This is a genomic window from Candidatus Competibacteraceae bacterium (genome assembly GCA_016699715.1).
GTDB lineage: Bacteria > Pseudomonadota > Gammaproteobacteria > Competibacterales > Competibacteraceae > Competibacter.
The window spans coordinates 2,064,660-2,077,678 of record CP065007.1 but is presented as its reverse complement, the minus strand read 5'-3'; the positions used below and the strand labels follow the sequence as shown (position 1 = coordinate 2,077,678).

Genomic DNA, 13,019 nt, shown 5'->3' with positions numbered 1-13,019 from the left:
CAGGTGCATTGAAAATGAAAAACATTCCCCATCCAATTCAATACCAAGGAAGCAAACGCAATTTAGCTCCGATCATTTTGCGATATGTTCCGAAGGGTATCGAACGCCTCATTGAACCGTTTGCGGGATCGGCTGCGATCAGCATTGCTGCCGCCGCCCGGCAGATGGCGCAATCCTATTTGATTAACGACTTGAATAAACCATTGGTGGAATTGTTGCGTCTAATTGTGGACTATCCCATCGAGATCGCTTCGTTCTATGAAGAAACTTGGAAAGAACAACATCAGAGTTCCATTGAACATTACTACAGGGTCCGCGATGACTTTAATCGCACGCAAGACCCACGACTTTTCTTGTATTTGCTTGCTCGATGTGTCAAGGGGGCAGTACGCTATAATACTGACGGACTATTTAATCAGAGTCCAGACAAAAGACGGTGCGGCACTCAACCGGAAACCATGCGTGCAAATATTATTGGTGTTTCATCTTTATTGAAAGGCAAGACTACTTTTTCGTCGCTGGACTATATGGCAGTTTTAGCCCAAGTTGGAACATCTGATCTGGTTTATATGGATCCTCCATATCAAGGTGTATGCGGTGACAGGGACGCAAGATATTTATCGGGAATTTCTTATAGTGATTTTGTTTCAGCGCTTCAGGAGCTTAATTCGCGTAGGGTTTCTTATATAGTCAGCTATGATGGGCGCAGAGGTGACAGAACCTTTGGAGAGTTGTTGCCTTCTTCTCTTGGGTTAACCCGTGTCGAGCTGGAAGCTGGGAGGTCCAGCCAAGCGACATTGCTTGGGCGCGATGAAACCACATATGAATCCCTATACCTTTCGTGGGCGCTGACTGAAAAGCTCACCCATAAACCGACTAACTATTACCGCCCTCATGAACAGCAGCATATGTTGCTAGAGCTTAGCATCCCTTATGTCTGAACTTCCCAAGGAATTTATTGAGTTATGCCGTTCAGTCACCGCGAAACGGCCGAAGACCGTGATTGATCATATTATAGAACATGGATTTATCACTACAGAAGAGCTGAAAGATAAATATGGCTACAATCACCCTCCAAGGGCAGTTCGGGATGTGCGGGAACACGGTATTTCTATTGAAACCTTCCGTGTTACAGGCTCGGACGGACGGAGAATTGCTGCTTACCGCTTCGGTGACGTAAGTACCAAACGGTTCAGGAAATTATCGGGCCGGACGGGACTTTCCAAGAAAATTAGAGATGCATTGGTCGAAAAATATGGTTGTAAGTGCTTTATCTACCTTGAAGAAGTAGAGGAACGAGACATGCAAATTGACCATCGTATCCCCTACGAGGTGGGAGGCGATGGTGAAGGTGACGAACTCAATCCAGATGATTTTATGCTTCTTTGCGGTTCAGCAAATCGAGCAAAATCGTGGTCTTGCGAGCATTGTGAGAACTGGCAAACCATCAAGGATAGGACGATTTGTTTGACCTGCTACTGGGCATATCCAGAAAATTACTCTCACCTTGCCATGCGTCAAATGCGTCGGCTTGATCTAATCTGGCAGGGTGATGAAATCGAAATTTACGAGAGAATAAAAGCTGAATCTATATCTCTCGAAAAAGAAATTCCATCGTTCGTCAAAGAAATTCTTGAAAAAGAAATGCGCCATAAGTGCACCTAAATTGTATTCTGTCTCTGCGCTAATGACTCGAAACCATTTCCAAAATCGCCTATATGATAAGTCCAGAACCCCTATCTCCCGTCGATCCCATCGGCATCCCCATTCTGAGCCTCTTGATCCTGCTGCCGCTGGTCTGGGCGCTGGTGTTGCCGTTCCTGCGCGAGAGTCGTACCGTGCGGGTCTGGGCGCTGGCCGGCGCCGTTCTGGAACTGGCCCTGTCGCTGCTGATGCTGGCCGCGCTGCGCCCGGAAGACGCCGGGATGCAGTTCGTGGAGCGGGCGGTGTGGATTCCCAGCCTGAATGTCCAGTATCTACTCGGAATCGACGGCATTTCCGCCCTGTTCCCGCCGCTGACCGCGCTGCTGTTCTGCGCCGTCATCCTGGCGTCCTGGACCAGCATTCAGACCCTGCCCCGCTTGTACTTCGCCCTGCTGCTGGCGCTGGAAGGCGTCACCATGGGCGTGTTCTGTGCCCTGGATCTGGTGCTGTTCTTCCTGTTCTGGGAACTGACCCTGGTGCCGATCTATTTCCTGATCAGCCTGTGGGGTATCGGTCCGGAACGGCGCTTCGCCGCGATCAAGTACACGCTGTTCATGCTGGCCGGCGGCATCCCGTTGTTGTTCGCCATCCTGCTGCTCGGGCTCCATCACGCCGGCACTACGGGTGCGTCGATTCCTGGCGGATTGTCATTCGATTACCTGATCCTGCTCGAACAGCCGCTGCCCCCCTCGGTGCAGACCGCCGTCTTTCTGCTGCTGTTTTTCGGCTTTGCCGTCAAAGCTCCGCTGTTTCCCTTTCATACCTGGTTGCCGACCGTGCTGCGGGAGGGTCCGGTGGGCTTGAGCGCGCTGCTGGTCGGCCTCAAACTCGGCGCGTTCGGCATCCTGCGCTTTGCCTTGCCGCTGGCCCCGACGGCGGCGCGCGAATACTTCTGGCTGATGGCGGCGCTGGGCGGATTCGGCGCGCTCTATGGGGCGCTGGTGGCGCTGCGGCAGTCCAACCTCCGCAAGATGCTGGCCTTTTCCAGCGTCAGCCACGTTGGGCTGGTGATCGTGGGTATCGCCGTCATGAATAGCCAGGGGATACAGGGCGCGATCTTCCAACTGCTCAATTTTGGAGTGGTCGCGGGCGGCCTCATGCTCCTCGCCGGGTTCCTGCGCCATCGACTGGGCTCGACCGATCTGGCCAGCCTGGGCGGCTTGGTCGGCCCGCTGCCGCTGTTCACCGCCTTCTTTCTGCTGCTGGGGATGGCGTCCATCGGCTTGCCGGGGACCAACGGCTTCGTTGCCGAGCTATTGATCCTGCTTGGAATTATGCAGGTGTCTCCCGTCCTGGCGCTGGTGGCGCTGGGTGGGGTGATCCTGAGCGCCGCCTATTTTCTGGGCTTCTTCCAGCGGGCGTTCCTGGGGCCGCTGGCCAATCCCGAGCTGGCGTCCGTCCTGGATCTACGGCCGCGCGAGCTGCTGGTGGCTGGCGTGCTGGGATTGCTGGTGCTGGTCGGCGGGCTGTTTCCCCAGTGGGTGCAGGGGGTCACGGCGGGCGCCAGCAACGCCTGGGTGGCGCGACTGGCGGTAGGGCAATAGGCGGAAGGTTCTTCGAGCATGGCGGGGTATAATGCGCGTGAACCCAAACCACCGCAGTGACCCGCCATGTCCGACATCCACGAATTGCTGAAAGGTTTCCAGCGCTTTCGCGTCAAGAGTTTCGAGCCGAACCGGGAGTTGTTCAACCGGCTGGCGATGCAGGGGCAAACCCCCCGCACCTTGCTGATCGGGTGCAGCGATTCCCGAGTGGACCCCGCCATCCTCACCGATTCCGCGCCCGGCGATTTGTTCGTGGTGCGCAATGTCGCCAGCCTGGTGCCGCCCTACGAAACCACCGGCCGTTATCATGGCACCAGCGCCGCCCTGGAATTCGCGGTTTGCAACCTGCATGTCCATAACATCATCGTGCTCGGTCATTCGCACTGTGGCGGTATCCACGCCTTGTTGGACGGCTACGGTGAAAATGACGAAGGCGAAGGCTATATCGCGCCCTGGGTGCGAATCGCCGCCCCCGCCCGCGATGAGGTGCTGCGGCGCTGGCCGGATGCCAGTCGCGAATTCAAGCAGCGGGCCTGCGAACGGGCTGGGGTGCGAACTTCGCTGACCAATCTGCTGACTTTCCCGTTTATTCGCCAACGGGTCGAGGATGGCACCTTGACCCTGTACGGCTGGTATTACGATTTGGAGAACGGTGAATTGATGCAGTACGACCCGGAAAAAGACCGCTTCTACGATCTATATTTCGGGCCAGTGCCCGAGGCGGACACCGTCTGAGCGTCGGTCGCGCTATTCACCATTCTGGCCAACTCCCTTTCATTGAGGCAATGGACCCCCGTATGAACCCAACACCCGCTCTTCCCGTCCGCCGCGCCCTGCTCAGCGTTTCCGATAAAACCGGTCTCGTGGATTTCGCCCGTGCCCTGCGTGAACTGAATGTAGAACTCCTCTCGACCGGCGGCACCGCCCGGCTACTGGCCGAAAACAACATCCCCGTCATCGATGTCGCCGATTACACCGGCTTTCCGGAAATGATGGACGGGCGGCTCAAGACCCTGCATCCCCGGGTGCACGGTGGGCTGCTGGGGCGGCGCGGCGAGGACGATCTGGCGATGAATCAGTTCGGCATCGCCCCCATCGATTTGCTGGTGGTGAACCTTTATCCGTTCGAAGCCACGGTCGCCAAGCCGGACTGCATGCTGGCCGACGCCATCGAGAATATCGATATTGGCGGGCCGGCGATGCTGCGGGCGGCGGCCAAGAACCACGCGGCGGTTACCGTGGTGGTCGATGCCGGCGACTACGAGCGAGTGCTGGCCGAGATGCATTCGAATCAAGGGATTGTCGGCGACGCCACCCGCTTCGAACTGGCGGTCAAGGTGTTCGAGCATACCGCCCGCTACGACGGCGCCATCGCCAACTATCTCGGCTCGATCCGCGCCGAGGGCGGGCGCGACCCGTTCCCACGCCGCTATACCACCCAGTTCGTCAAGGCTCAGGACATGCGCTACGGCGAGAACCCGCACCAGCAGGCGGCGTTCTACGTCGAGCCCAAGCCGGCCGAAGCCTGCATCGCCACCGCTCACCAGTTGCAGGGCAAGGAGCTGTCCTACAACAACGTTGCCGACACCGACGCCGCGCTGGAATGCGTCAAGAGTTTCGCCGCGCCGGCCTGCGTGATCGTCAAGCACGCCAATCCCTGCGGCGTGGCGGTCGGCTCGAGCATTCTCGAAGCGTACAACCGCGCCTTTCAGGCCGACCCGACCTCGGCTTTCGGCGGCATCATCGCCTTCAACCGGCCGCTGGACGCCGTTACCGCCAAGACGATTGTGGATCGGCAGTTCGTCGAGGTGATCATCGCCCCGGAAGTCACGCCGGAGGCGCTGGCGGCGACCGCCAGCAAGCAGAACGTGCGGGTGCTGGCCTGCGGCCACTGGGAGAGCGACCGGGCGCCGGGCTGGGATTACAAGCGGGTTACCGGCGGGTTGCTGGTGCAGGATCGTGACTTGGGCCAGGTGGCGCCGGCCGATTTGAAGGTGGTCAGCAAACGCCAGCCCAGCGACCAGGAACTGGCCGATTTGCTGTTCACCTGGCAAGTGGTGAAGTTCGTCAAATCCAACGCCATCGTCTACGGCCGGGACGGGATGATTCTCGGAGTCGGCGCCGGCCAGATGAGCCGGGTGTTCTCGGCGCGGATCGCCGCCATGAAGGCGCAGGAGGAAAAGCTGGATCTGAAGGGCGCGGCGATGGGTTCCGACGCCTTCTTCCCGTTCCGCGACGGCATCGATCTGGCCGCTGAATTCGGGATTACCGCCGTCATCCAGCCGGGCGGTTCGATGCGCGACAGCGAGGTGATCGCCGCCGCCGACGAGCACAATATGGCGATGGTGTTGACCGGGATGCGGCATTTCCGGCACTAACTACAACACCCCTCTCCCACTGGGAGAGGGGTTGGGGTGAGGGTTCTTCATGAATATCCTGATCGTTGGCGGCGGTGGCCGCGAACACGCCTTGGCCTGGAAGGTGGCGCAGTCCAGCCGGATCAACAACATCTACGTGGCGCCGGGCAATGCCGGCAGCGCCCGCGAACCCAAGGTCACCAATATCGCCATTACCGCCGACGACCCGCCGGATCTGCTGCAATTCGCCCTGGATCATCACATCGATCTGACGATCATCGGCCCGGAAGTACCGCTGGTGTTGGGGATCGTCGACCGCTTCGCCGCCGCTGGTCTGCGTTGTTTCGGGCCGACTCAGGCGGCGGCGCAACTGGAAGGCTCCAAAGCCTTCGCCAAGGATTTCCTGGCTCGCCATCACATCCCCACCGCTCGCTACCAGAACTTTAGCGACCCGGACGCGGCGGAAGCCTTTATCCGCGAAATGGGTGCGCCGGTCGTGGTCAAGGCTGACGGACTGGCGGCCGGCAAGGGCGTGATTCTGGCCCAAAGCGAGCAGGAAGCCATCGCCGCCATGCGCGGCATGTTGAGCGGCGCCGATTTCGGCGAAGCGGGTCGGCAGGTGGTGATCGAGGAGTTTTTGCGCGGCGAGGAAGCCAGCTTCATCGTCATGACCGACGGCGAGACCATCCTGCCGCTGGCCTCGTCGCAGGATCACAAGGCCCGCGACAATGGCGACCAGGGACCCAATACCGGCGGCATGGGGGCCTATTCTCCGGCCCCGGTGGTGACCCCGGAACTGCACGACCGCATCATGGCCGAGATCATCGAGCCGACCGTGCGCGGCATGGCGGCGGAAGGTTGCCGCTATGTCGGGTTCCTCTACGCCGGGGTGATGATCACCGCCGACGGCCCCAAGGTGCTGGAATACAACTGCCGCTTGGGCGATCCCGAGGCGCAGCCATTGCTGCTGCGCCTGCGCTCCGATCTGGTGGAACTGTGCAAGGCGGCGCTGGACGGGCGGCTGCATGAGATGACGGTGGATTGGGACCCGCGCGCCGCGCTGGGCGTGGTGATGACCGCCGCCGGTTATCCGGGCGCCTATCGCAAGGGCGACGTGATCGAGGGCTTGCCGCGCCATGACGAGGAACTGGGCGATGCCGGCAAGCTGTTCCACGCTGGCACGCTGGACAGCAAGGATGGCCACGTTGTCACCCACGGCGGCCGGGTGCTGTGCGCCACCGCTTTGGGCGGCACGGTCGCCGAGGCGCAGAATCTGGCCTACAACCTGGTCAAGCGCGTGCGTTGGGATGGCGCTTACTACCGCACCGACATTGGCTATCGGGCCATCGCCCGGGAGCGGGGAGAATAAGCCGGATGGAGCCAGGCAAGATGCCTTAACAACTTCAAAAATATAATTATTTTAAGGAAGAGGAACGATGGAAAAGAACAGTCCCGTATTACTTGCTGGTCGGAGTTTAGCGCGTCTGGTTGGCGTCAGCGCGTTGACGCTCGGCCTGCTGGTCGGCTGCAACGATGACGACGGCGATGCCCCGGCCCCGCTCAGCTACGCTGAAACCATCACCGACGGCCGCGCCGCCATCCGGCAGGCGCTCATCGATACGGATACGCCTTCGGCCTCGGTCGCGTTGATCGACGGCGAGCGCGTCGTCTGGAGCGAAGCCTTCGGTCACATCGATAAAGCGACGCAAACCGCCCCCGACTTAACCACGATGTATGGCATCGGCTCGGTCAGCAAGGTCTTCGCCGCGATGGCGGCCATGAAACTGGTCGATCAGGGCAAGATCGATCTCGACGCCCCGCTCGTACAGTATCTGCCGGATTTCCGCATGGCCGCGCCGGAATACCCGCAGATCACCGTGCGCATGTTGCTCAATCATTCGGCGGGTTTCGCCGGGACCGACTATCGCAACGGTTTCACCAACGCACCGGTGCCGGGTTATGCCGCGCAGGTGCAACAGGCGTTGGCGACCCAACGGCTCAAGCACCAGCCGGGCGAGATGGCGGTGTATTGCAATGATTGCTTCACGATGATCGAGCCGCTGGTGGCGGCGGTATCGGGTCAGCCCTACCCCCAGTTCGTGGAGGACGAAATCCTCGCGCCGCTGGGCATGACCCACAGCCGCTTTGCACTGGAACCCTTCCCGGCCGGATCGTTCGCGCCGGGCTACACGGGGGACCGCGCCGATCCCCAGGAATACACCAACGCCTATGCCACGGGCGGTCTCTATTCGACGCCCAGCGACATGGCCCGCCTGGCGACGATGTTCATGAACGGCGGCCGTCATGGCGACGTCCGCGTTTTGTCGGCATCGGCGGTGGCCGAGATGGGCCGCGACCAGACGCAGCAGCTACTCTTCAACCCCATACCCACATTTCACTGGGGTCTGGGCTGGGATGGGGTGGCGCAGTCTGGCCTCGCCGCCGTGGGCGTGACCGCCTGGCATAAGAATGGCGGCACCCTGACCTATGGCTCCGAATTCTTCGTGGCGCCGAACGAACGGCTGGCGGTGATGGTGACGGGCGCTTCCATCAAGTTCAGTGCAGGCATGTTGGCCGAACGAATCATGCTGCATGCCCTGGCTGAGCGCGGCCGCATTCCCGCCGTGCCCACCCCGCTGCCCGATACGCCGCAACCCAAGCAGCCCGCGACCGATGCCGATCTAGCCGCCATCGTCGGCGATTACGCGCAATTCGAGGCCTTGCTGCGGATCGAAGCCTTGTCCGACCGTAGCCTGAAGATTTCCATCTACAGTGATGGTGCCTGGACCGAAATCGCCAACGACCTGAAGCGGCGTATCGACGGTAGCTTCTCCAGCGATACCGCGCCGAATGTGGCGTATCGAACCTTCGACGGGGAGGGGCGGCACTATTTGGTCGCACGTCGGCCAATCGGTTTGGGGCATTACCTGGTGGAGATTCCCTTTGGCCAGCAAGTCCAGCCGGCGGCCCCGTTGTCGGCGGCTTGGCAGGGGCGCGTGGGTCAGCGCTGGCTGGTGGTCAACGAAGATGCGCAGTCCATCCCATTGGTCCAGGGGACGGCGCCACCGCGGTTTGCCCTGGACGTGGTTGACGGGCTGCCTGGCTACCTGTTTGCCTCATCGATCCATGTGGGCTCGCAAATCGTCGATCCGGCGGGCAGCGATACCGTGGCACGGATGTTCCTGAAAATCCCCGTGAACTTTGGGCGCGATCTGAACGATGTGGTCATCGAGACCCGCGACGGCGAAGAATGGGTGCGCTACGGTAGCACGCTGTTCCGTCCACAGGCCAGTGTGCCGGTGCTCCCGGTTGGCGACAGCGCGATCCCGATCGGCGGTGAAGGTTTCGCCGAGTGGCGCACGTTGCCAGTGGCAGGCACGGTGGCGATCGCCGGCGCCAGTGCGTGGAAGTTGTACGATGCGGATCTCAAGTTGCTGGCGTCCGGCCTGGGTAACGGTAGCGCCAGTACGGCCCCAGCAGGTGCTTATCTCATGGTGTACGGCGCGCCGGACACGGCGATCACCTTGACGCTGGCGACCGCCGGCTGACCTCACGCAAGCTATTCCCATTCGTGGAAAACTCTTCCCCATGCCTACTGTATCCACTCCGTCAAAACCGCTGGAACTGGTCTGTCCCGCTGGCAATCTGCCCTCGCTGAAAACCGCCGTGGACCATGGAGCCGACGCCGTCTATATCGGCTTCCGCGACGACACCAACGCCCGCCATTTTCCCGGCCTGAATTTCGACGCCAAGACCGCCGCACAGGGCGTGCAATACGCCCATGCCAAGGGTCGGCGGGTATTCGTCGCCCTCAATACCTTCCCGCAACCGTCCGGTTGGGAGCGCTGGCGGCGGGCGGTGGATCAGGCGGCGGAATTGAAAGTGGACGCGGTGATCGCCGCCGACATCAGCGTGCTGGACTATGCCGGCCGCCGGCATCCCGACCTGCCGCTGCATCTGTCGGTGCAGGGTTCCGCCACCAATTACGAGGCGATTCGCTTCTATCACGAGCACTTCGGCATCCGCCGGGTGGTGCTGCCCCGCGTTCTCTCCTTGCCGCAAGTCCGTCATGTGCTGGAAAACAGCCCGGTGGACCTGGAAGTGTTTGGTTTCGGCGGGCTGTGCATCATGGTGGAGGGCCGTTGTCTGCTGTCGTCCTATGTCACCGGCGAATCGCCCAACATGTGCGGCGTCTGCTCGCCGGCCAAGGCGGTGCGCTGGGAAGAAACGCCCCGTGGCCTGGAAACCCGGCTCGGCGGTTTGCTGATCGATCGCCACGCTCCGGGTGAGCCGGCCGGCTATCCGACCCTGTGCAAGGGCCGGTTCACGGTGGCGGATCAGACTTATTACGCCATTGAGGAGCCGACCAGCCTCAATACGCTGGAGCTGCTGCCGGAGTTGCAGCGCATGGGCATCGCCGCGATCAAGATCGAGGGTCGCCAGCGCAGCCCGGCCTACGTGACCCAGGTCACCAAGGTCTGGCGCGCGGCCATCGACGCCTGCCGGCGCAATGCCGCTACCTACGCGCCCAAACCGGAATGGCTGCGGGAACTGGGCAAGGTGTCCGAGGGTCACCAGACGACCTTGGGCGCCTATCATCGGACCTGGCAATAGGAGAGCCGTCGCCATGACGATTGAAGCACGCACGCCAAAACTGGCGCTGGGGCCGGTGCTGTACTACTGGCCCAAGGACAAACTGCTGGATTTCTACGAGCGGATCGCCGCGTCGCCCGTCGATATCGTGTATCTCGGCGAAACGATCTGCGCCAAGCGCCGCGCGCTGAATACCGAGGAATGGCTGATGCTGGCCGAACGGTTGAGCGCCGCCGGCAAGGAGGTGGTGTTGTCCACCATGGCCTTGCTGGAGGCCGAGTCGGAATTGAAGACCCTGCACCGCTTATGCGAAAACGGCCGCTTTACCGTGGAAGCCAACGATATGGGCGCGGTACGGCTGCTGTCGGCGCGGGGCGCGTCGTTTGTGTTGGGTACCGGCATCAACGTCTACAATGACCGGACGCTGTGCTTCCTGGCCGGTTTGGGTGCCAAACGCTGGGTGATGCCGGTGGAACTGTCGGCCGAGACGCTGGCGGCGATACAGGCGGAGCGGCCGGCGGGGGTGGAGACCGAAGTGTTTGTCTACGGTCGCTTGCCGCTGGCGTATTCGGCCCGTTGTTTTACCGCGCGTCATCACGATTTGCCCAAGGACGATTGCCGCTTCCGCTGTCTGGATTACCCGGAGGGTTTGACCGTGAGCACCCGCGAGGGGCAGGCGTTCCTGGCGCTCAACGGTATCCAGACGCAGTCGGCGCAAACCTGCAACCTGTTGTTGGAACTGGAGGAGTTGCGGGAACTGAAGGTGGATGTGTTGCGGGTCAGCCCGCAGGCCGAGGGAACCGAGGCGATTATCGAAGCCTTCGCCGCCTGTTTGCGTGGGGAACGCGATCCGCTGGAGGCAGCGCGCGCGCTGAATGCCGCGTTGCCGTATGGCGCCTGCGACGGTTATTGGCAGGGACAGGCGGGATTGAGGCAGGTGGAGGATATGGTGTAGGCGAGCTGTTAGCTGAATCAGCAGGTAACATACTAAAAGAAGCGTCACTCCAAATCATCGTCATGCGGCGACCTTGCCGCATAGATCGTCAGCTTCAGCTCTGCGTCATCAAGCAATCGATATTCTGGTCTACGGCCAGAAAGTTTTTCGCTTTCGGTAATAATGATTGGAACGCCTTCACCACGTTTATCCATGATGAAACTGCGTTGACTACCAGTGGCATTGACGTTCATCGGACAGCGGGCCAATAGAGAGCTTAGTAACTCGTTACGAGCCGATTGACGCTCCGAAAGACTATCGATTGTCATCGTATTCGGAATAGTCCCCGGCGAGAAAAGCTCCAGCCGATCAGCAAAAACATGCAGGCGGATTCTGGAGCCGTACATCGAATAATCACGATGCACGACCGCGTTAACGACTGCCTCGAACACCGCATTCATTGAAAACTGCGGCGTTTCGATGCGATTGGGCGTCTTTATCGCATAAACCCGCATGTTACGCTCAACGAATTTACAGGCTTCCCTCACCTGTGCATCCAGCGGTCCGGTAATGTCTTTCGCATCCAATTGATAAGCGGCATTTCGCTCGATACCGCGATAGCAAACGGCCTGAATATAAGCCGTTGCAAGGAATTCTTCTGGATGTTCGGTCGCCATCAACACACCGCTGACGGTCGGACGTAAGATCCCGTCTTCATCCCGCGCAACCAGCTTCATCTTCTCCAAAAATTCTCGATTGTCAGTCGGTGAAAGCACTGTCCTAAATCGTCCCCACAACGGTGCTTCCAGGATATCCGGTTTTGCACTGGCAATCGTTTGTTCATCGAAGCGGATTAGTCTGGCTTGACTGCGTTGCTGAAACAAACGCGCCAGCACATCGGGTCTCATCGGTCGTTTGGAGCTGCCAATACGGCGAAAATATCCTCCCGGACTTTGATGCACAAACAAGCTGCGTGGGACATCGATACGCATGATCGCTTTTTCACCACCATCCGCGTCCGTGACTAAAGTTTTGCGGATCACGCAGTCCAAGGGCGGTTCGATCAGGTCGTTGCTGATTTCGCGCAGCCAGGTCTCGACGATATCCAGCTTGTCCTTGGGAACACCGTGAATGGCTTTCGATTGATCATCCACGCCGAGCAAAACGATGCCGGTATGGGTATTGGCCATCGCGGCAAGTTCGTCGGCCATGCTGTTGCGGTGGGGGCCGGTAATTTTGTTGCCACTGAATTCGACGGTTTTCAGTTCGAGGACTGAGTCCTCGCCGAGGGCTATTTGTTTGAGGAGTTCCGTCGAAGGTTCAAACATCGATGCCATTCACTGGTTGGGGGACAATCAATGGTGCGTGTTCAACCGCTGAATCGCTCGTAAGCCCCCATCAGCCCATTGGCGGCGCGCAGCAGCGGCGATATCAATGCCGCTGGCCGCTTCCAAATCCATTCCATCCAGCCAGTTCTTCAATTCCAGACCCAGGGCGGTATCGCCTTCCATCACCACCCGACGGTTGAAAAACAGCGTGTCGGAATCCTCGCGGCGGGTGACCAGCGCCAGAAAATCATAGAGCGTGCCACCGATGCTCAAGTCCGGCGCTTGCACGGCCATGCCGGGCACGAAGCCGGCGGGTCCGGCGAAGCGAATCCGGTATTCCATCTTGGCGTCGCGCACCTGAATCAGCAGCACCCGGTCGCGCAGAAAATCGAGCTCGCCCTCACGAATTTGCGCGGCGAACAGCACATTCAGGGCGGTGGTTAGCGCAATCGAATGCACCAGACCGGGAATCAGTTTTAACGGCAGGGCGAACGGGGTGGGCAGGGTCGGGCGGCGTGGAGCTTGGAAGCTGGTGGCGGTATCGGCGGTGGCGTTCATG

General features: G+C 60.1%; 11 protein-coding genes. 9 read left to right on the top strand and 2 right to left on the bottom strand.

The window, feature by feature from the left end:
* Positions 1-14 precede the first annotated feature (14 nt).
* From IPM89_09260 to IPM89_09220, 9 genes are all read left to right on the top strand, one after another.
* Positions 15-941: a DNA adenine methylase gene (locus IPM89_09260; protein ID QQS53114.1), complete on the top strand. Its 927-nt coding sequence runs from the start codon at positions 15-17 to the stop codon at positions 939-941.
* On the top strand, positions 934-1,665 hold the full coding sequence (locus IPM89_09255; GenBank protein ID QQS53113.1) for an HNH endonuclease: 732 nt from the start codon (positions 934-936) through the stop codon (positions 1,663-1,665). Before IPM89_09260 ends, IPM89_09255 begins: the two co-directional genes overlap by 8 nt.
* A 53-nt stretch (positions 1,666-1,718) precedes the next feature.
* Positions 1,719-3,248 carry an NADH-quinone oxidoreductase subunit M gene (locus IPM89_09250; GenBank protein QQS53112.1) on the top strand — a complete coding sequence of 510 codons (1,530 nt, stop codon included), beginning with the start codon at positions 1,719-1,721 and terminating at the stop codon, positions 3,246-3,248.
* A 66-nt stretch (positions 3,249-3,314) separates the two neighbouring features.
* A complete protein-coding gene (locus IPM89_09245) occupies positions 3,315-3,983 on the top strand; it encodes a carbonic anhydrase (GenBank protein ID QQS53111.1) in 669 nt (222 codons plus the stop codon).
* 62 nt (positions 3,984-4,045) lie between these two features.
* Entirely contained in the window at positions 4,046-5,626 is a 1,581-nt protein-coding gene (purH, locus tag IPM89_09240) for a bifunctional phosphoribosylaminoimidazolecarboxamide formyltransferase/IMP cyclohydrolase (GenBank protein QQS53110.1), read from the top strand.
* A gap of 49 nt (positions 5,627-5,675) precedes the next feature.
* Positions 5,676-6,974, top strand: coding sequence for a phosphoribosylamine--glycine ligase (gene purD / locus IPM89_09235; protein QQS53109.1), 1,299 nt, complete (start codon positions 5,676-5,678; stop codon positions 6,972-6,974).
* A gap of 67 nt (positions 6,975-7,041) precedes the next feature.
* On the top strand, positions 7,042-9,153 hold the full coding sequence (locus IPM89_09230) for a beta-lactamase family protein (GenBank protein ID QQS53108.1): 2,112 nt from the start codon (positions 7,042-7,044) through the stop codon (positions 9,151-9,153).
* A gap of 40 nt (positions 9,154-9,193) precedes the next feature.
* Positions 9,194-10,219: a U32 family peptidase gene (locus IPM89_09225; GenBank protein ID QQS53107.1), complete on the top strand. Its 1,026-nt coding sequence runs from the start codon at positions 9,194-9,196 to the stop codon at positions 10,217-10,219.
* Between the two features lie 13 nt (positions 10,220-10,232).
* The gene (locus tag IPM89_09220; protein QQS53106.1) at positions 10,233-11,153 is read left to right on the top strand and encodes a U32 family peptidase; all 921 of its coding nucleotides are present in this window, start codon (positions 10,233-10,235) and stop codon (positions 11,151-11,153) included.
* A 44-nt stretch (positions 11,154-11,197) separates the two neighbouring features.
* Here IPM89_09220 and IPM89_09215 read toward each other — a convergent pair whose 3' ends face one another.
* Complete coding sequence (locus IPM89_09215) at positions 11,198-12,460, bottom strand: putative DNA binding domain-containing protein (protein ID QQS53105.1); 1,263 nt, start codon at positions 12,458-12,460, stop codon at positions 11,198-11,200.
* 27 nt (positions 12,461-12,487) lie between these two features.
* Positions 12,488-13,018, bottom strand: coding sequence for an SCP2 sterol-binding domain-containing protein (locus IPM89_09210; protein QQS53104.1), 531 nt, complete (start codon positions 13,016-13,018; stop codon positions 12,488-12,490).
* Position 13,019 lies beyond the last annotated feature (1 nt).

Bases quoted from the DNA above. Each gene is read 5' to 3' on its own strand.
- IPM89_09230 (QQS53108.1), top strand. From the start codon at position 7,042: ATGGAAAAGAACAGTCCCGTATTACTTGCTGGTCGGAGTTTAGCGCGT.
- IPM89_09220 (QQS53106.1), top strand. From the start codon at position 10,233: ATGACGATTGAAGCACGCACGCCAAAACTGGCGCTGGGGCCGGTGCTG.
- IPM89_09245 (QQS53111.1), top strand. From the start codon at position 3,315: ATGTCCGACATCCACGAATTGCTGAAAGGTTTCCAGCGCTTTCGCGTC.
- IPM89_09255 (QQS53113.1), top strand. From the start codon at position 934: ATGTCTGAACTTCCCAAGGAATTTATTGAGTTATGCCGTTCAGTCACC.
- purH (QQS53110.1), top strand. From the start codon at position 4,046: ATGAACCCAACACCCGCTCTTCCCGTCCGCCGCGCCCTGCTCAGCGTT.
- IPM89_09215 (QQS53105.1), bottom strand. From the start codon at position 12,460: ATGTTTGAACCTTCGACGGAACTCCTCAAACAAATAGCCCTCGGCGAG.
- purD (QQS53109.1), top strand. From the start codon at position 5,676: ATGAATATCCTGATCGTTGGCGGCGGTGGCCGCGAACACGCCTTGGCC.
- IPM89_09210 (QQS53104.1), bottom strand. From the start codon at position 13,018: ATGAACGCCACCGCCGATACCGCCACCAGCTTCCAAGCTCCACGCCGC.
- IPM89_09260 (QQS53114.1), top strand. From the start codon at position 15: ATGAAAAACATTCCCCATCCAATTCAATACCAAGGAAGCAAACGCAAT.
- IPM89_09250 (QQS53112.1), top strand. From the start codon at position 1,719: ATGATAAGTCCAGAACCCCTATCTCCCGTCGATCCCATCGGCATCCCC.
- IPM89_09225 (QQS53107.1), top strand. From the start codon at position 9,194: ATGCCTACTGTATCCACTCCGTCAAAACCGCTGGAACTGGTCTGTCCC.